We start from the raw sequence: 16,646 nt of genomic DNA, 5'->3' as shown, positions 1-16,646 counted from the left end.
CTGGACACGGCCGCGAAAGCGGCCGTTTCGCTGCATGCGTGCAATGTCGGGAAGTTAACCAAACGCGAGATGTTCGCGCTGGCCTCTCCGAACGTTCTGCACCACTCTGAATTGGTGTCGCGACTCTCTTGAAGCTCAGCTTGCAGGCGAGGAATTGGTGTCCAGGCGATCTGAAAGTAACCTTGCGTCCTCGCCTTCGGTGCTCATCGCCGACGATGACGCCCTGCTCCGCGAAATCCTCGAGCATAAGCTCAGCATGGCCGGCTACGCGGTCACGGTGTTCGAGGACGGACGCGCCGTGCTGGAGGCCGCCCGCACCGAGCGACCGCAGGTCGTGGTGCTGGACGGCATGATGCCGATCATCGACGGCTTCGAGGTGCTGCGCCGCATGAAGGGCGACGACGCCCTGCGCGACATCCCCGTGGTGATGCTGACGGCGCTGAAGGGACGAAACGACATCGTCACCGCCCTGAACCTCGGCGCGGCCGACTATCTGCCCAAGCCCTTCGACCCCGACGAACTGCTGGCGCGCCTGTTTCGCATCGCCCCGGTGGCCGCATGATCGAGACGGCGGCGGTCCAGGCGCCGGAGACGGCCGACCCGGCTTATGCCGCTGCGGTGCAGGCCCGCCAGGCCGGACGCACGGCCGAGGCGATCGCCGCCTTCGACCTGCTGTCGAAACAGCGCCCCAAGGATCCGGACGTCTGGCTGAACCTCGGCCTCTCCCGCATGGCCGCCCAGCGTTACGCCGAGGCCGACCGGGCCTTCGAGACGACCCTGACCCTGGCGCCGGACTACCGCGACGCCCGCATCGCCTATGCGCGATCCGCGCTGTTTTCCGGCCGGCCGGAGTTGGCGCGCCGACGCCTGGCCCCACTGCTGGCGACGGCGCCGAACGATGCGGAGGCCAGGAACCTGGAGCAGCAGATCGCGGCCACCCAGGCGATGCCGGGCGAGCCGACCTGGCGGCTGGACCTCGCCTATGCCCGCAGCGAACTGACCAAGGACCTGGGCCACTGGAGCGCGGCGACACTGGCCCTGTCGAAACGGCTCGATCCGGCCACCACCGTCGGCGGCTCCATCGAGCACACCGAACGCTTCGGCGTCTCCGACACCTATGCCGAGGCGCTGGTCGCCCGTCGCTTCGGCCAGCGTCTGGACGCCTTTCTGGCTGTCGGAGGTGCGCCTGACGCCGACTATCGCCCGGAACTGTCCATCCGCGTCGGTGGTTCGGCCGCCCTGCGCGACACCGGCCCCTGGCGAGCCAGGCTGGGACTGGACGCCGTGTGGTCGCGATACGCGGTGGGCGAGGTCAAGAGCCTGCAGCCCTACCTGACGCTGGCGGCAGGGCCAGCATCGCTGACGGTCCGCTCGATCAACACCGAGGACGAACGGGGCAAGCATCAGTCGGGCTACACCCTGAACGGCGAGTGGGCGGCGAGCGAACGGCTGAGACTGCGCCTGGGCTACGCCGACGCCCCCGAGAGCGCCGACGGCGCGACCGTGCCCGTCGAAGCGATATCGGGCGGGATCGCCTACGACCTGACGTCCCGCTGGACGGTGCAGGTGGTCGGGGCGCACGAGAAACGCACGGCCTACGACCGCGACGAGGTCGGGGTCGCCGTCACCAGACGGTTCTAGATGTCGTCGCTGACGCTGATCTGGGTGATCGCGCTCGTCCTGATCGGCGCGGCGCTGGCGTGGATGAGCGGCCTGATCCTCGCCCGGCTCGTCAAGGAGACCCGGGCCGCCGATCGCACCGCGGACCGCAAGATGATCATCCAGGCGCTGTCGGGCCTGCTTCGGGGCCAGGCCGAGGCGGGCGACATCCTCGCCCCCTTCGTGCGCAGACCCCAGGTGCTGGCCGAGGCCGTCCTCGATTTCCAGGGCCTGATCCGCGGCGCGGACCAGGAACGCGCCATGGGAGCGCTCAGGCGCCTTGGCCTGATCCCGGCGCTGGAGACCCGGATCATCCACGGCTCGCGCGACGAACGCCTGACCAGCGTGGAGGCGCTGGCCGCCCTCGGCGGCGAGGAGGTGAAGGCCGCGCTCCGGCGGGCCATCCGCTCGAAAGACCCCAATGTGCGGATGGCCGCGATCAAGGGCCTTGCCGACGCCGGCGCGCCGCCCACGCCTTCACGCCTTCTCGACTATGTCGGAACAGGCGAACTGACGCCCTCGCGGGTCTATTCGGAGGTGATGCGCCAGGCCGTGGCGGCCGCCCCCGCCGACGGGCTCCTGGCCCTGCAGAGACATGACCTCAGTTCGCTGATGCGGGCCGTACTGCTCGACGCGCTAGGCCGATCGGGCGCCTACGAGGCCGTGCCCGCGCTGGCGCTCGCCGCCGAGGATCCGGCCCCGGACGTGCGAACGGCCGCCGTTCGCGGCCTCGGACGGCTGCAGCATCCGGCGGCCGCCTCGACCTTGGCCGCCGCCCTGACGGACGAAGCCTGGACGGTGCGCTCGGCAGGCGCGGAAGCGGTGGGCGCCGCCGGACTGGTCCGCCTGGCGCCGCAGGTCGCCGCCCTGCTGGACGATCCCGAATGGTGGGTTCGGTTTCGGGCTGGCGACGCCCTGGGCAAGCTGGGCAAGGCCGGACGCGGTCAACTCGAGGCGGCCGCCGCCGACGGCGCGCGCCCCGTCGCCCAGCGGGCGGCCGAACGCGCCCTGGCCGAGATCGGTTGAACCATGCCGGAGCTGGAAACCCTCGCCCTCATCGTCGTCCGCTTCGCCGAGACCATAGCCTGGGCCGTCATCGCGACCGGCCTGGCTCAGAACGCGCTCTATCTCTATCAGCTGGTGCTGGCCGCCCGAGCGCTGTCGCAGGCGCCGCCGGTCAACCAGGCCGCTCTGCTTTGGCGACGCTACGCCGAGGCCGCGCCGCCGATCACCCTGATGGCGCCGGCCTACAACGAGGCCCTGACCATCGTGGAGAGCGTCAGGTCGCTGCTGGCCCTGCAGTACCCGCACTTCGAGGTCGTGGTGGTCAACGACGGCTCCAAGGACGAGACACTACAGGTGCTGGTCGACGCCTTCGAACTGCACCCGGTCGAGCGGCACTACGACCTGGCCACGCCCTGCCAGAGGATCCGGGGCCTCTACGCCGCCGCCAACCAGCCGCGCCTGCTGGTCGTCGACAAGGAGAACGGCGGCAAGGCCGACGCCCTGAACGCGGCGATCAACCTGTCGCGCTCACCCATCGTCTGTTCGATGGACGCCGACAGCCTGCTGGAGGTCGACGCCCTGCTGCGCGCCGTCGCGCCGTTCGTCGAAGACCCCGAACGCACGGTGGCCGTTGGCGGCACCATCCGCATCGCCAACGGCTGCAAGATCTCGTTCGGCCGGGTGGTCGAGGTCGGGGTGCCCCGCAACATGCTCGCGCGCCTGCAGACCATCGAGTACCTGCGCGCCTTCCTGATGGCGCGCCTGGCCTGGAGCCGCATCTCGACCCTGACCATCATCTCCGGCGCGTTCGGCCTGTTCCGCCGCCAAGCGGTGCTGGACGTCGGCGGCTACAGCCACGGCACCGTGGGCGAGGACATGGAGCTGGTGGTCAAGCTGCACAAGCACTACCGCCGCCTGCGCAAACCGTATCGCGTGGCCTTCACGCCCGAGCCGGTATGCTGGACCGAGGCCCCCGAGACGATGGCCGTGCTGTCGCGCCAGCGGGCCCGCTGGCATCGCGGCGCGCTGGAAACCTTCTTCCGCCACCGCGACATGATCCTGAACCCACGCTACGGCCGGATCGGCGTCGTGGGCTTCGGCCACATCCTGGTGGTCGACGTGCTGGGGCCGATCATCGAGATCTTCGGCTACGTGCTGATCCCGGCCTTCTGGCTGCTGGGCGTGCTCGACATCGCGTATCTCTGGGCGCTGCTGGCCGTGACCTTCGGCTTCGGCATCGTCATCAGCGTCGGCGCCCTGGCGCTGGAGGAGACCGAACTGCGCCGGTTTCCCAACGCCCGCAGCCTGGCCGTGCTGATGGGCGCGGCGATCCTGGAGAACTTCGGCTATCGCCAGATCAACAACTTCTGGCGGCTGCGCGGCACCTGGCAGTTCCTGACCGGCGCCCAGGGCTGGGGCAAGATGACCCGCAAGGGCTTCTCGTCCCAGCCCTGAAGCCTAGATGTCGCCGCCGACGTTGGGGGCGACGCCCGGCGTGCGCGCGACGTGAATGCCGCACTCGGTCTTGTCCTGCCCCTGCCAGCGGCCGGCCCGGACGTCGGCGTTGGGATCGTCCACCGGCTTGGTGCACGGCCAGCAGCCCAGCGACGGGAAGCCCTGGGCGACCAGCGGGTGCGCCGGCAGCTTGTGCTCGGCCGCGTAGGCGTCGAGCTCGGCCTTGCTCCAGTTGGCCAGCGGATTGAACTTCAGCTGGCCTTCGGACTCCTCGACCACGGCCAGGCGCAGGCGGTCGCCGCCGTGGAAGCGCTTGCGGCCGGTCACCCAGCCTTCGAAGCCTTCCAGGGCCCGATCCAGCGGCAGCACCTTGCGGATGTGGCAGCAGGCGTCGGTGTCGGTGCGCCACAGGTCCGACCGAGGATCGGTGACGGCCAGGTCCGCGAAGGCGGGCCGCAGGTCGCGCACGTCGGTCAGGCCCAGGGTCGCAGCCAGGCTCTTGCGATAGTCGAGGGTCTGGCCGAACAGCATGCCGGTGTCGAGGAACAGCACCGGGATGTTCGGCGAGACCTGCGAGGCCAGGTGCAGAAGCACCGCGGACTCAGCGCCGAACGAACTGACCAGGGCCAGCTTGTCGCCGAAGGTCTCGTAGGCCTTGCGCAGGATGGTCAGCGGATGGGCGTCGCGCAGTTCGGCGTCCAGCCGCGCCGCCAGGGTCGGCGCGGCGTCGGTCTGGTCGTAGGCCATCAGAGGGCGCCTTCCTTGGCTTGAACCGCGCGCTCGTCGGCGGCGATCGGCCGGGCGTCGACCGCGCGCTGATAGACGTGACGGAAGCGGTTGGCGGCCTTGGTCCAGGCTTCCGGCGTCGCGCCGTCGTTCGGCTCGAAGGCGTCGAAGCCGCAGCGGACCATGAACCCGGCCTGCTCCTGCAGCACGTCGCCCACGGCCCGGACCTCGCCCTGATAGGCGAAGCGCTCGCGCAGCAGGTGGGCCGACGTATAGGCGCGGCCGTCGCGATACTTCGGGAAGGCCAGGGCCACCACCGACAGGCGCGGCAGGTCGTAGGCCAGGGCCTCGACCTCCTCAGCCGGCTCGATGCGCACGCCGACGCGGCGGCTGTTGGACGACAGCAGCGCGTCGCCCTCGGCCTGGAAGCGGGTCAGCGACAGGATGACGTCGCCGGCCTCGGGAATGGCGTCCTCGTCGGTCACGTTGACGAAGGTGTTCTCAGCCCATTGGGCCTGCTCGCCAACGAGCTTAATCAGCTTGGGCATAGACCGCTTCCTTGAAGGGCTCGAGGCCGACGCGGCGATAGGTGTCGAGGAAGCGTTCCTCGCCCTGGCGCGCGGACAGATAGGTGTCGACCAGGGTGTCGATGGCGGGCGCGACCTTGTCGGCCGGCAGCGCCGGGCCGAGGATCTTGCCGATCGAGGCGTCTTCCGCGCCCGAACCGCCCAGCGAGAGCTGGTAGAACTCCTCGCCCTTCTTATCGACGCCCAGGATGCCGATGTGGGCCACGTGGTGGTGGCCGCAGGCGTTGATGCAGCCGCTGATCTTGATCTTCAGCTCGCCGATCGTCTCGGCCCGGTCGGGGTCGGCGAAGGTCTTGGCGATGTCCTGGGCGATCGGGATCGCGCGGGCGTTGGCCAGGGCGCAGTAGTCCAGGCCCGGGCAGGCGATGATGTCGCTGATCAGGTCGATATTGGCGGTCGCCAGGCCGTTGGCCTCGAGGATCGCGTGCACCGCCGGCAGGTCGTCGAGCTTGATGTGCGGCAGGACGAGGTTCTGGGCATGGGTCACGCGCAGGTCGTCCAGGCCGTAGCGCTCGGCGAGATCCGCCACGACGTCCAGTTGGTCGGCGGTGGCGTCGCCCGGCGTCTGGCCGACGGCCTTAAGCGAGACCTCGACGATCGCATAGCCAGGCTTCTTGTGCGGCTTGACGTTGTTGCGCGCGAAGCGGGCCAGGGCGGGGCTCGCGGCCTTGGCGGCCTCGAACACCTCCGAGCGGGCCGGCAGGGTCTCGAACGGGGTCTGGGCGAAGGCGCCGCGGATGCGGGCCAGCTCCAGGTCGCCCAGGTCGGCGCGGCCCTGATCGATCTTGGCCCATTCCTCCTCGACCTGACGGCCGAACTCCTCGGCGCCGAGCGCGGCGACCAGGATCTTGATGCGGGCCTTGTAGATGTTGTCGCGGCGGCCGTGGCGATTGTAGACGCGCAGGACGGCTTCCAGGTAGCTCAGCAGGCTGGACGCCGGCAGGTGGTGCTTGATGGTCGGGCCGACATAGGGCGTGCGCCCCTGCCCGCCCCCGACGATCACCTCGAAGCCCAGCGAGCCGTCGCGGGCCCGGCGCAGGATCAGGCCGATGTCGTGCACCTTCACCGCGGCGCGATCGGTCAGGGCGCCGGTGATGGCGATCTTGAACTTGCGCGGCAGGTACGAGAATTCCGGGTGCAGCGTCGACCACTGGCGGATCACCTCGGACCACACGCGCGGATCGTCGATCTCCTCGGCGGTGGCGCCGGCATAGGGATCGGCCGTGGTGTTGCGGATGCAGTTGCCACTGGTCTGGATGGCGTGCAGGTCGACCTCGGCCAGGGCGTCCAGGATGTCCGGCGCGTCCTTCAGCTTGATCCAGTTGAACTGGATGTTCTGACGCGTGGTCATGTGCCCGTAGCCCTTGTCGTAGGTGCGGGCGACCCAGGCCAGGCGCCGGGCCTGGCGGGAGTTGAGCGAGCCGTACGGGATGGCGACCCGCAGCATGTAGGCGTGAAGCTGCAGATAGAGGCCGTTCATCAGCCGCAGCGGCTTGAACTGGTCCTCGGTCAGCTCGCCGGCCAGGCGGCGCGTGACCTGATGGCGGAACTCGTTGGAGCGGTCCGTCAGGAACTCGCGATCGATGACGTCGTACTGATACATGGCTCGGCCTACTTGCGGCGGATCAGGTCGACGCGGCCCGTCGAGCGGGCGGCGCCGGAAGCGTGACGGATGGCCTCGACGACAGCGCCGCCCTCGGCCTGCTTGCCGTGGAGAAGCTCGTTGGTGGGCCCCAGGGCGCGGATGCGCTCGCGATAGCTGACCGGAGCCAGGCCAAGGCCTTCGACGGCCACGAGGTCGATCGGATAGGGATCGACGATCACGGTCGGCGCGGCCTTGCCAGCGGCGACGGCCGCCTCGACGGCTTCGCCCTGCGCCTCGTCGAACAGCTGGGCGTCGCCGAAGCCGTCCACCCACGCGCCTTCCTTCCAGAAGACGACCTCCCCGTCGATCAGGCGATTGGCGGTCACGGCTTTCATTGGCCCGAACTCACGTTTTGAACTTCGAAGACGGCGAGCGTTGCGGTCTCGCCGGGAACTGAAATCTGGGCCATGGCCATGGCCTCGCCGACCATCAGCAGGGCCGGCCCCTTCAGGCCCTCGGCCGCCAAGGCCAGGCCCGCCAGGGTGGTCAGGATGCGGCGCTCGTCGGAACGGCTGGCGTTCTCGACGATCAGGGCCGGGGTCGCGCCGGCGCGGCCGGCGGCGGTCAGGCGGTCGGCGATCAGGCCGGCCGTCGAGACGCCCATGTAGACGACAACGGTCTGGTTCGGGCGCGCCAGGGCGGCCCAGTCCAGGTCGGGTTCGCCGTGAGCGGCATGGCCGGTGACAAAGGTGACGGCCTGGGCGCTGCCGCGATGGGTCAGGGGCGCGCCGGCGCCGGCGCTGGCGGCCAGGGCGGCGGTGACGCCGGGCACGACCGTGCAGTCGATCCCCGCCTCGCGGCAGGCCGACAACTCCTCGCCGCCACGACCGAACAGGAAGGGATCGCCGCCCTTCAGGCGCACGACCTCCAGCCCCTCGCGGGCCAGCGCCACCAGCAGCTGGTTGATGTCGTCCTGCGGCAGCGTATGGCGCGACTTGCGCTTGGCCACGTCGATGCGGCGGGCCTGGGGCGCCAGGTCGAGGATCTCGCCCGAGACCAAGCCGTCATGCACCAGCACGTCGGCGGCCTGCAGGGCCTTCAGGGCCTTGATGGTCAGCAGGTCGGGATCGCCGGGGCCGGCGCCGACCAACGTCACCCGACCCAAGGCGCGTTCGCCCTCGCCGCCCCGAAGCGCGACCAGACGAGGTGCAGCCTTACGATCAGAGGGCGACGCCATGCGCGATCCCAGGTCCTCTAAAAGCGTCCGATGGACGTGCGAAAGCGGCGCGAGCCGCCACGACCCCGCCGCAAGATCCAAAAGAAATGCGGGGCGAACCCTAGGGTCCGCCCCGCCTCTCGCTCGCCGATGAAAAGGGCCAATCCATCAGCGAACGCTTGCAAACTGGGCGCGGGCAGGCCAATTCGCAAACAAGGACTTCTGCCGGGGCGTTCAGTAAAACTCATGGAACGACAGACCGAACGGCGCCGCCTTCCGCCTCTCAACGCCCTGCGGGCTTTCGAGGCCGCGGCCCGTCACCTGAACTTCAGCCGCGCCGCCGACGAGCTGTCGGTGACGCCGGGCGCGGTGAGCCAGCAGATCCAGAACCTGGAAGACTATGTCGGCGCGGCCCTGTTCAAGCGCACGCCAAAGGGCCTGCTGCTGACCGACGCAGCCCAGACCGCCCTGCCCGCCCTGCGCGAGGCCTTCGACCGTCTGGCTGAGGCCGCCTCCCTGCTCACCGCCGCCGTCGACGGCCGCCGCCTGACCCTGACCGCCGCCCCCTCGTTCGCCGCCAAATGGCTGGTGCCGCGCCTAGGCAAGTTCGAGCAGGCGCAGCCGCAGGTCGACGTCTGGCTGTCGGCCGGCATGGAGGTCGTGGACTTCGCCGCCGGCGAGGTGGACCTGGCGATCCGCTACGGCTCGGGCCGCTATCCGGGACTCGAAGTCACCCGCCTGCTGAACGAGACGGTGGTGCCGGTCGCCAGCCCTGAGCTTCTGGCCGACAACCCCTTGGAATCGCCCGAGGACCTGGCGCGTCACATCCTGCTGCACGACGGCTCGCCCGACGCCGACGATTCGTGTCCAGACTGGGCCATGTGGCTGGCGGCGCGCGGCATCAAGGGCGTCGACGGCGCCCGCGGCCCGCGCTTCAACCAGTCAAGCCTGGTGATCGAAGCCGCCGCCAACGGCCGCGGCATCGCCCTTGCCAAGCGCACCCTGGCCCAGGCCGACCTGGACGCCGGACGCCTGGTGATCCCGTTCGACATCGCCACCTCGGTCGACTTCGCCTATTACGTCGTCCACCCCAAGGCCAAGGGTCGCCTGCCGCAGGTGAAGGCCTTCGTGACCTGGCTGAAGGACGAGGCGGCCGCCCACGAAGCGGCCCTGCTGACCATCGACAACGGAGCCGGCATCTAGGCTGGAACGGCGCAGCCAAACCGGCTTAAAGGGGCGCATGATCAAGACGACTCTCACCGTCGACGAGCGCCTCGCTCCCGCCGACTGCCAGACCATGCTCGACGTCCGCCAGGGCGTGGACGCGCTGGACCGGGCCCTGGTGGCCCTGCTGACCGAGCGCCAGGGCTATATGGACGCCGCCGCCCGCATCAAGGCCGACCGCTCCAAGGTGTTCGACCGCGCCCGCATCGAGGACGTGGTCGACAAGGTCAAGGCCGCCGCCCGCGAGGCCGGCCTGTCGGAAGCCATCGCAGAGCCGGTGTGGCGCACGCTGATCGACCGCTGCATCGCCTATGAATACGACAGCTGGGACCGGACCAAGGGCGAGGCGTGACCAAGGAAGAGATCGACAAGCTCCTGGACGAGATGGCCGCCGAGGCCGCGGCCAAGGGCGACGACGACCTGCGTCCAGGCCTAATCTATCTGAACGACCGGCTGTACGGCACGGAGATCCGCACCGAGACCATCTCGGCGGTGCGCGGCCAGCGCTATCGCGGCATCCGGGTCTTCGTGGCCCGCGGCTACGACACCAGGGTGATCACCCGCAAGGAGACCGCGGGCCTCGAGGTCGGCGCGTTCGAGGACCTGACGCCGCTCGACTAGGGCGCCGGACAGCGGGCCTGACGCCCCCTCTTCCAGTCCTGCTTCAGCAGGGTCACGGCCACGCGCCAGGCCGCGTCGCGCGTCTGGCCGATCTCGTCGACGCGCGGCGGAACGGGGCAGTCCGGCATGACGCCCCGATCGCGCACCTGCGCGCGCCAGGCGTGCCGGAAGCGCAGCAACGGCACGTCCAGCTCCAGGCCTGAATTGGGCAACACCAGCTCCCAGCCATAGCCGCTGGTGTTGCCGTCCTGGGTTCCGCCGACCTCCTCGCCGACGAAGACACCCCGCCTTGCGTGGCGCAGCATCGAGGCCAGTTCCGCGCCGCCCGAAAAGGTGTCGCCGCTCGTCAGCACCACCAGCCGACCGCCGAACACCGGCGAGGCCGGCGCCGGACGGCTCATCAGGCCCTCGCGGCGATAGAGGCGTCCGTCCGCGCCCACGCGCTGCAGGGCCAGTTCCTCGTCATCGAACACCACATGCTCGTAGCGACGTCCTGAAAGGTCGCGCACCGAGACCACTGCCCCTCGCGCCTCCACCGAGGCGTACTTCCGGATGGGTCGGGCGACGAGGTGGGAGAACAGGATGCTCTCGTTCGGTTCGGATCCCCCGCCGTTGCGGCGCAGGTCGAGAATCAGGTCGCGCGCGCCGCGTCGCTCGATCTCCTCGAACAGTTTCTGGATGGTCGGCTCGAAGCTCGCGCCGGCCGCGCGGTAGCGCCGATTGCTGAAACTTGGGACCGACAGGTAGGCCGTGCGCTCGTCCAGCCATTCCAGGCTGGCCAGCGAAGACGCCTCAGGCTCGTCCGCCGCCGCGGGCCGGTCGGCATGGGCGATCGCGGCGACCTCGCGCTCGACGACCGGGGCGTCGCCGGCCTGGATCTTCAGCCGGAACTTCGCCTCGGGGCCGCGCAGCCGATATCGCAGCCGCGCATAGCCTTGCCCGCCCGCCTCGCGCATCGCTCCCGTGGGAATCGCGCCGTCGACGCCCAGACCGGCCATGGCTTCGCGCACCAGGACGTCCGCCCCCTCTTCGTCGATGGCCAGCAGGCGGGTTCCGCGGGCGATATCGGCCGCCTCGCCGAAACCGCGGATGACGAAGACGCCCTCTTGGCTGAAATGCAGGTTGAGCGGCAAGAAGCGCCCCTCGGCGCGCTCCCGCGCGATCAGCGCCTCGCTGCGATGAAGCGACAGGTGCCCCTCGCCGGTCCGGCTCATCAGCGGCCTAAGCAGCGCATAGAGCTGGCGGCTGTCGGCGACGCCCTGCGCCTCGCCCCTGGCCCGCGCCTTGGCCCGACGCCACGAGCCGGGCGACTGTCGCCAATGGATGTCCGGCAGCCCCGCCTCGACGGCGGCGATCGCCAGTTCCAGGTCCTCGCGCGCCTGGGCGGGCGTCAGGTCGATCGACGGCAAGGGCTGGGCGCTCGCCGGAAAAGCCAGGAACATGGCCAGCACGGCGAGCGCGAATCTGGGCGTCGCCTCGCCGGTGCGATTCTTCACGACCACGATCCACCGCCCCCGATGAACGCTCAGCCCTTCAGCGACTTCAGCGCCTGCTCGTGCACATAGGCGGCGATATCGAGCAGCGCCGCATCGAGCGCGGTCTTCACCTCGTCGAGGCTGGCCTGGCCGTCTTCGGCGCGCTGGCAGACCTCGCCCAGGGCGTTGGCCCCCACGCCGCGCGCGGCGCCCTTCACGGTATGGACAGCGTCGCGCCAGCCGGGATGGCCGGGATCCAGCATCGGCGTCCACAGCGAGGCCTGTTCGCGAAACAGGGCCAGCACCTCTTCGATCACCGCAGCGTCGCCCATCGCGAACCCTTCCAGGTAGGCGAAATCCACGGCTCCACTGATATCTCGCCTGGCCATCGAAAAAGTCCTTGCGCTCTCAAATTCATTGCGTATGTTCCGCGCCTCGCCGCCGGGACGCTTCAGCGCTTCGGAATCGCGAATGGGTGTATAGCTCAGTTGGTAGAGCAGCTGACTCTTAATCAGCGGGTCCAAGGTTCGAATCCTTGTACACCCACCATTCTCCTCAATACTTGATCCGATAAGAACTTCCCCTCCCGGGGAGGCGCTTTGGCGTATCTGCGTTTCGTCCGGGTGCGACGAATATATCCACACCTTCTTGTCTAAATCGGATTGCGCTCCCCGCGTCTTGGGGTATGTATCGCGCCTCGCCGTCGGGGACGCGAAAGCGACTTCGAAACGCGAACGGGTGTATAGCTCAGTTGGTAGAGCAGCTGACTCTTAATCAGCGGGTCCAAGGTTCGAATCCTTGTACACCCACCATTCTCTCTTCGATTTTGTGATCTGAAGCTGGATGGCCGCGAAAGCGGCCGGCGCCGCTGCCTCGCGCAGATCACCAAGCTTCAATCAAGGATTGTCCGACTGTCGGGCGCCGCCGCGCGCGCCCGCTTGCAGCGGCGTTTCGCGCCTAGCGTCGCGGGTTCCCAGTCAACGGATCCGCGCCATGACCGCCGCCAAACCGCCCTCGCCCCACCGTCTACCCCTGCTCGTCCACGCCGGTTACGGCGCCGGCCAGATCGCCGGCCAGGTGTTCCGCGACGCCCCCTCGCTGCTGCTGCTGTTCTTCATGACCAACGCGCTGGGCGTCGAGCCCGCGCTGGCCGGGGCGGCTATCTTCTTTCCCAAGCTGTTCTGGGGCCTGATCTCGGACCTGACCGTGGGTCTGGTCTCCGACCGTTGGAAGGCCCGGATCCCGCGCCGCCTTTGGCTGCTGGCCGGCGCGCTGCTGGCGCCGCTCGCGTTGACTCTGCTGTTCCACGTGCCGGAAGGCTCGCCCACCGCCAGCGCGGCCTACGTGGCCGGCGCCTTCAGCCTCTACATGATCGTGTTCGGCGCGTTCTCGGTGCCCTACCTCGCCATCGGCACCGAACTGTCCGACGATCCGAAGGAACGCACGGTGGTCATGGCCTGGCGGATGGGCTTCTCGGCCATCGGCCTGCTGGTGGGCAACGCCCTGGCGCCGGTGCTGGTCCAGACCTGGGGCGGCGGACGACCGGCCTATTCCCAGATGTCGCTGGTGCTGGCCGGGGTCTGCGCCGCCAGCCTGCTGATCGCCTTCCTCGCCTCCCCGCGCCCTGTCGTGCAGGCGGCCGCCCAGCCGGCGCTGCGCCTGAAGGCGATTCTCAGCGCCCTGGTGGATCCGACCTTCCGCCCGCTGCTTGGCGCCTACCTACTGCAACTGATCGGCTCGGGCCTGGGCTATGCGGCGATGATCTACTTCCTCAGCTACAACATGGGCCGCAAGGACGCCCTGACCCAGATCGGCCTGATCGTGCTGATGATGAGCGCCGTGGTCATCGCCGCCCAGCCGCTGTGGATCAAGCTGTCGACCGCCTTCGGCCGCAAGCGCGTCTACATCGCCGCCGCCCTGGGCCATGCGCTGGTCCAGGCCCTGTGGGGCGTCATGGCCAGCGCTCCGCTCGGCGCGATCTATGGCGTCGTCGTGCTGTTCGCCCTCTTCAATTCGGGCTGGAGCCTGATGGGCTACAGCCTGCTTTCCGACGTCATCGCCCAGGACGAGGCCGAGCATGGCGAGAGCCGGGCTGGCGTGTTCTCGGCGCTGTGGACCGGGGCCGACAAGATCGGCTTCGCTTTGGGCGGCACGCTGCTGACTGGCCTGGTGCTATCGGCCTTCGGCTTCTCCAGCGCCCTGGCGGTGACGGGCGCTCCGCAGCCGGGCTCGGCCCTGGTCGGCGTGGCCGTAGCCTTCGCCTATGCCCCGGCGGCGTTCAACCTGGCGGCGGCGGCGCTGTACGCGAAGTTCGGGAGAGCTTGAGGCCTGCCAGAAAGCAAAGGGGCCGACGCGATGCGCCGGCCCCTGGGTCCCGGATAAGCCCTTCGGGCTTTCCGGGATCTCGCGTTATTTTGAGAGTGGAGCTCAGCCCACCTTCACCAGCGTCTTGCCGGTGTTGGCGCCCTTCATCAGGCGTTCGAACTGGGCCGGGGCCGACTCGATCCCCTCGCCCAGGTCTTCGACCTGCACCAGGCGGCCTTCCTTCAGCCACGGCTCAGCGGTCTTCACCCACTCGTTCCAGCGCGGATAGAAATCGTAGACCACCAGGCCCATGACGGCGGCGCGCTTGCCGACGATGGGGCCCAGCCCGAACTGCGGCGGCGGACCGTCGGCGTGGTAGTGAGCCGACAGGCCGCAGATCACCACGCGCCCATAGGTCTTCAGCAGGCCGAACACCGGATTGAGGATCGGCAGGCCGACGTTCTCGAAGTGAACCGTGGGGCCGCCGTCGGTCAGGGCCTTCAGCTCGTCGACCCAGCCTTCGTTGCGATAGTCGACGGCGGCGTCGAAGCCGTAGCGCTCGACCACCTGCGCCACCTTGTCGGCCCCGCCGGCGATCCCGACGGCCTTGGCGCCGAGGATCCTGGCGATCTGGCCCGCCGTGCCGCCGACGCTGCCGGCGGCCGCATCGACCGTGAAGACGTCGCCGGCGCCGACCTTGGCCAGCTGCGTGACGCCCGCCCATGCGGTCAGGCCCGGCATGCCCAGCACGCCCAGGTGATTGGAGACGCCCAGAGACGGATCGACCTTGCGCGCGAACTTGGCGTCCATCAGGCCGATCTGCGCCCAGCCGGCCTCGCCGATCACGTGGTCGCCGGGCGCGAAGTCCGGATGGCCCGAAGCGATGACCTCGGCGACGGCCGAGCCCGGCAGGATCTCGCCAGGCGCCGGACGCGGCTCGCCCATGTGCCGGCCGCGCAGGCGCGAACCGAGATAGGGATCGAGCGACAGGTACAGCACCCTCACCAGCAGTTGACCGGCGGGCGCCGTGGTCGGCGCGACGCGCTCGACCACCTCGAAATCGGCGGCGACGGGCACGTCCTCGATCACGCGCTTGAGGACGACTTCCAGGGTTTTGCTCATGACGCTGCTCGCGGAGGAAAAACGAGCGGCGACCCTAGCCGTCGGCGGCCCGCCATCTCCGATCGGCGGCGAGTTTCATCACCAGCCGAACTTTCCGGCGCACACGTAGTGCGTCTTCAGCCGCAACCTTGAGCAGAGCCGCCGATGCATGAAATAAGCGACGCGTCCAACCGGGGGATCTTGCTTGTTCGCTTCAACTGCTCGCCTGGCCCTCGCGGCCGGCCTGATCCTGACGACCGCGGCTTGCGCGCCGCCCGCCAAGCCCGTGACCGATCCCAAGGTCGACGCCGTGCTAGAACGGTCGCGCACGACCCAGGCCACCTACGCGGCCTATGCCTGGGTGAATGTCGAGCGGCCGGACGAGGATCCGACCGTGGAATGGTCGGCCGAGTTTCATAGCGGCGCAAAGCATCGCGTCGAAACCCCCGCCGACCGCATCGTGGCCGACTGCGCCGCCGGCACGGGCAAGATCTTCAACATCGCCAGCAGCGAGGTCCGCGAAGGCCCCCAGTACGCCCGCTCAGCCTGCGGCGTGAACAGCAACAACGAGCTTCTTGAAAAGGCCTATGTCGGGGTGCGGCAGACCCCGACCGGTCCGGTCGACCGCATCCGCGTGGCCGACGCCGAACTGGTGAGGATCTACGACATCGACCAGAACGGCGTAATCGTCGGCACGACGTTCAAGCTCAAGAACGAGGACAACAAGACCGTCCTGAGCGTGCTCAAGACCGTGGTCGAAGGCGACCTGCCCGCGCCGGACATTTTCGACGACGCCTCGCTCCAGCGCAGCGTCGTCCCCGACCGCTACAAGGTCGCTCCAGAGACCTAGTGCGGCTCCTCGCCGCCCGAGACGTTCATGCTCTCGGCGGTGATGTACTTGGCCTCGTCGGAGCACAGGAAGGCGACGGCGTCGGCGGTATCCTCGGGCTTGCCCGGGCGGCCCAGCGGGATGCGGGCGGCCATGGCGGCCAGATAGGCCTCGACCGAAGCCGCGCCGGTGACCTTGGCGAAGTACTCGTTCTGCCAGGCGCCCAGACCCGTGGTCACATGGTTGGGGCAGACGTTGTTGACGGTGATCTGGTGCGCGCCCAGTTCGATGGCCGCCGAACGGGTCAGGCCCACCAGGCCGTGCTTGGAAGCGGTGTAGGCCTGGGCGTGGGGAAAGCCCGACTTGGCCGCCTGGCTGGCGATGTTGACGATGCGGCCGCCCTTGCCCTGCGGGATCATCACCTCGGCCGCGGCCTTCAGGCCGTAGAAGCAGCCGGTCAGATTGACGTCGATGACCGCCGACCAGTCCTCGGGACGGACCTCCATCAGCGGCTTCATGATGTAGCCGATGCCGGCGTTGTTGACCCAGATATCGAGCGAGCCGTGGGCTTCCACGGCATGGTCGGCCAGCGCCCGGACCTCGTCCCAGCGACGCACGTCGCAGGGCCGGATGCTGGCCGACCCGCCGTACTGGCGCAGATCGGCGGCGATCGCCTCCATCTCCTGCGTCCCGCCGATCATGCCGGCAGGCGTAGAAGGATCGACGGAGCGACCGATATCGGAAACGACCACCGCCGCTCCCTCCTGCGCCAGGCGTCGTGCGATGGCCTCCCCCAGGCCCCCGCGCCGACCGGACCCGGTGACGACCGCCGTCTTGCCCGAAAAGCGTCCTGCCATGC

17 protein-coding genes, 2 tRNA genes and 1 pseudogene are annotated in these 16,646 nt (G+C 69.2%); 11 read left to right on the top strand and 9 right to left on the bottom strand.

Annotated elements, in window-relative coordinates; all coding sequences use genetic code 11:
* Positions 1-157 precede the first annotated feature (157 nt).
* Genes G5B46_RS01615 through G5B46_RS01600 form a run of 4 tightly spaced genes read left to right on the top strand, consistent with a single transcriptional unit; the run spans position 158 to position 4,119 of the window.
* The gene (locus G5B46_RS01615) at positions 158-562 is read left to right on the top strand and encodes a response regulator (RefSeq protein ID WP_346764853.1); all 405 of its coding nucleotides are present in this window, start codon (positions 158-160) and stop codon (positions 560-562) included.
* Entirely contained in the window at positions 559-1,641 is a 1,083-nt protein-coding gene (locus G5B46_RS01610; RefSeq protein ID WP_165255483.1) for a YaiO family outer membrane beta-barrel protein, read from the top strand. The genes G5B46_RS01615 and G5B46_RS01610 overlap by 4 nt, the downstream gene beginning before the upstream one ends.
* Positions 1,642-2,685 carry a HEAT repeat domain-containing protein gene (locus tag G5B46_RS01605; protein WP_165255481.1) on the top strand — a complete coding sequence of 348 codons (1,044 nt, stop codon included), beginning with the start codon at positions 1,642-1,644 and terminating at the stop codon, positions 2,683-2,685.
* A gap of 3 nt (positions 2,686-2,688) precedes the next feature.
* Complete coding sequence (locus G5B46_RS01600; protein WP_165255479.1) at positions 2,689-4,119, top strand: glycosyltransferase; 1,431 nt, start codon at positions 2,689-2,691, stop codon at positions 4,117-4,119.
* A 3-nt stretch (positions 4,120-4,122) separates the two neighbouring features.
* Here G5B46_RS01600 and G5B46_RS01595 read toward each other — a convergent pair whose 3' ends face one another.
* The 5 genes and pseudogenes from G5B46_RS01595 to cobA all read right to left on the bottom strand — a co-directional run.
* Complete coding sequence (locus tag G5B46_RS01595) at positions 4,123-4,866, bottom strand: phosphoadenylyl-sulfate reductase (protein ID WP_165255477.1); 744 nt, start codon at positions 4,864-4,866, stop codon at positions 4,123-4,125.
* Complete coding sequence (locus tag G5B46_RS01590) at positions 4,866-5,393, bottom strand: DUF934 domain-containing protein (RefSeq protein ID WP_165255475.1); 528 nt, start codon at positions 5,391-5,393, stop codon at positions 4,866-4,868. Before G5B46_RS01590 ends, G5B46_RS01595 begins: the two co-directional genes overlap by 1 nt.
* The gene (locus G5B46_RS01585; protein WP_165255473.1) at positions 5,377-7,035 is read right to left on the bottom strand and encodes a nitrite/sulfite reductase; all 1,659 of its coding nucleotides are present in this window, start codon (positions 7,033-7,035) and stop codon (positions 5,377-5,379) included. The genes G5B46_RS01590 and G5B46_RS01585 overlap by 17 nt, the downstream gene beginning before the upstream one ends.
* Positions 7,036-7,043: 8 nt before the next feature.
* Positions 7,044-7,412, bottom strand: a complete 369-nt coding sequence (locus G5B46_RS01580; protein ID WP_165255471.1) for a DUF2849 domain-containing protein — start codon at positions 7,410-7,412, stop codon at positions 7,044-7,046.
* Positions 7,409-8,188: pseudogene (gene cobA, locus G5B46_RS01575) on the bottom strand (uroporphyrinogen-III C-methyltransferase); the annotation flags it as partial. The gene G5B46_RS01580 and the pseudogene cobA, both read right to left, overlap by 4 nt.
* 291 nt (positions 8,189-8,479) lie before the next feature.
* Here cobA and gcvA point away from each other — a divergent pair.
* From gcvA to G5B46_RS01560, 3 genes are read left to right on the top strand one after another with little or no spacing between them, the layout of a single operon-like run.
* Positions 8,480-9,436: a transcriptional regulator GcvA gene (gcvA, locus tag G5B46_RS01570; protein WP_165255468.1), complete on the top strand. Its 957-nt coding sequence runs from the start codon at positions 8,480-8,482 to the stop codon at positions 9,434-9,436.
* A 37-nt stretch (positions 9,437-9,473) separates the two neighbouring features.
* The gene (locus tag G5B46_RS01565; protein ID WP_058348794.1) at positions 9,474-9,809 is read left to right on the top strand and encodes a chorismate mutase; all 336 of its coding nucleotides are present in this window, start codon (positions 9,474-9,476) and stop codon (positions 9,807-9,809) included.
* Complete coding sequence (locus G5B46_RS01560; protein WP_165255466.1) at positions 9,806-10,078, top strand: hypothetical protein; 273 nt, start codon at positions 9,806-9,808, stop codon at positions 10,076-10,078. The genes G5B46_RS01565 and G5B46_RS01560 overlap by 4 nt, the downstream gene beginning before the upstream one ends.
* Here the strand turns inward: G5B46_RS01560 and G5B46_RS24800 are convergent.
* Positions 10,075-11,574: a S41 family peptidase gene (locus tag G5B46_RS24800; protein WP_165255464.1), complete on the bottom strand. Its 1,500-nt coding sequence runs from the start codon at positions 11,572-11,574 to the stop codon at positions 10,075-10,077. The genes G5B46_RS01560 and G5B46_RS24800 overlap by 4 nt on opposite strands.
* A 29-nt stretch (positions 11,575-11,603) precedes the next feature.
* The gene (locus G5B46_RS01550; RefSeq protein WP_165255462.1) at positions 11,604-11,942 is read right to left on the bottom strand and encodes an Hpt domain-containing protein; all 339 of its coding nucleotides are present in this window, start codon (positions 11,940-11,942) and stop codon (positions 11,604-11,606) included.
* Between the two features lie 84 nt (positions 11,943-12,026).
* Here G5B46_RS01550 and G5B46_RS01545 point away from each other — a divergent pair.
* The 3 genes from G5B46_RS01545 to G5B46_RS01535 all read left to right on the top strand — a co-directional run bounded on the left by G5B46_RS01545 (position 12,027) and on the right by G5B46_RS01535 (position 13,878).
* A tRNA-Lys gene (locus G5B46_RS01545) sits at positions 12,027-12,102 on the top strand.
* A gap of 187 nt (positions 12,103-12,289) precedes the next feature.
* Positions 12,290-12,365, top strand: a tRNA-Lys gene (locus G5B46_RS01540).
* Positions 12,366-12,546: 181 nt separating this feature from the next.
* On the top strand, positions 12,547-13,878 hold the full coding sequence (locus G5B46_RS01535) for an MFS transporter (protein WP_165255460.1): 1,332 nt from the start codon (positions 12,547-12,549) through the stop codon (positions 13,876-13,878).
* Positions 13,879-13,980: 102 nt separating this feature from the next.
* Here the strand turns inward: G5B46_RS01535 and G5B46_RS01530 are convergent, their stop codons facing one another.
* Positions 13,981-14,979 (bottom strand): NADP-dependent oxidoreductase, encoded by a 999-nt coding sequence (locus tag G5B46_RS01530; RefSeq protein WP_165255459.1) that lies wholly within the window; start codon positions 14,977-14,979, stop codon positions 13,981-13,983.
* 184 nt (positions 14,980-15,163) lie between these two features.
* On the opposite strand from G5B46_RS01530, the gene G5B46_RS01525 reads away from it, so the two are divergent.
* Positions 15,164-15,808 (top strand): hypothetical protein, encoded by a 645-nt coding sequence (locus tag G5B46_RS01525; RefSeq protein WP_165255457.1) that lies wholly within the window; start codon positions 15,164-15,166, stop codon positions 15,806-15,808.
* Here G5B46_RS01525 and G5B46_RS01520 read toward each other — a convergent pair.
* On the bottom strand, positions 15,805-16,644 hold the full coding sequence (locus G5B46_RS01520) for an SDR family NAD(P)-dependent oxidoreductase (protein ID WP_165255456.1): 840 nt from the start codon (positions 16,642-16,644) through the stop codon (positions 15,805-15,807). The two genes, G5B46_RS01525 and G5B46_RS01520, sit on opposite strands and share 4 nt — an antisense overlap.
* Positions 16,645-16,646: the final 2 nt, after the last annotated feature.

It is taken from the genome of Caulobacter sp. 602-2 (genome assembly GCF_011043625.1).
In the GTDB taxonomy this organism is placed as follows: domain Bacteria; phylum Pseudomonadota; class Alphaproteobacteria; order Caulobacterales; family Caulobacteraceae; genus Caulobacter.
This window is presented reverse-complemented; position numbering and strand designations above follow the sequence as displayed.

What these genes read in the sequence shown, in the direction of transcription:
- G5B46_RS01610 (WP_165255483.1), top strand. Translation starts at nt 559, where the DNA reads ATGATCGAGACGGCGGCGGTCCAGGCGCCGGAGACGGCCGACCCGGCT.
- G5B46_RS01605 (WP_165255481.1), top strand. Translation starts at nt 1,642, where the DNA reads ATGTCGTCGCTGACGCTGATCTGGGTGATCGCGCTCGTCCTGATCGGC.
- G5B46_RS01600 (WP_165255479.1), top strand. Translation starts at nt 2,689, where the DNA reads ATGCCGGAGCTGGAAACCCTCGCCCTCATCGTCGTCCGCTTCGCCGAG.
- G5B46_RS01595 (WP_165255477.1), bottom strand. Translation starts at nt 4,866, where the DNA reads ATGGCCTACGACCAGACCGACGCCGCGCCGACCCTGGCGGCGCGGCTG.
- G5B46_RS01590 (WP_165255475.1), bottom strand. Translation starts at nt 5,393, where the DNA reads ATGCCCAAGCTGATTAAGCTCGTTGGCGAGCAGGCCCAATGGGCTGAG.
- G5B46_RS01585 (WP_165255473.1), bottom strand. Translation starts at nt 7,035, where the DNA reads ATGTATCAGTACGACGTCATCGATCGCGAGTTCCTGACGGACCGCTCC.
- G5B46_RS01580 (WP_165255471.1), bottom strand. Translation starts at nt 7,412, where the DNA reads ATGAAAGCCGTGACCGCCAATCGCCTGATCGACGGGGAGGTCGTCTTC.
- gcvA (WP_165255468.1), top strand. Translation starts at nt 8,480, where the DNA reads ATGGAACGACAGACCGAACGGCGCCGCCTTCCGCCTCTCAACGCCCTG.
- G5B46_RS01565 (WP_058348794.1), top strand. Translation starts at nt 9,474, where the DNA reads ATGATCAAGACGACTCTCACCGTCGACGAGCGCCTCGCTCCCGCCGAC.
- G5B46_RS01550 (WP_165255462.1), bottom strand. Translation starts at nt 11,942, where the DNA reads ATGGCCAGGCGAGATATCAGTGGAGCCGTGGATTTCGCCTACCTGGAA.
- G5B46_RS01535 (WP_165255460.1), top strand. Translation starts at nt 12,547, where the DNA reads ATGACCGCCGCCAAACCGCCCTCGCCCCACCGTCTACCCCTGCTCGTC.
- G5B46_RS01530 (WP_165255459.1), bottom strand. Translation starts at nt 14,979, where the DNA reads ATGAGCAAAACCCTGGAAGTCGTCCTCAAGCGCGTGATCGAGGACGTG.
- G5B46_RS01520 (WP_165255456.1), bottom strand. Translation starts at nt 16,644, where the DNA reads ATGGCAGGACGCTTTTCGGGCAAGACGGCGGTCGTCACCGGGTCCGGT.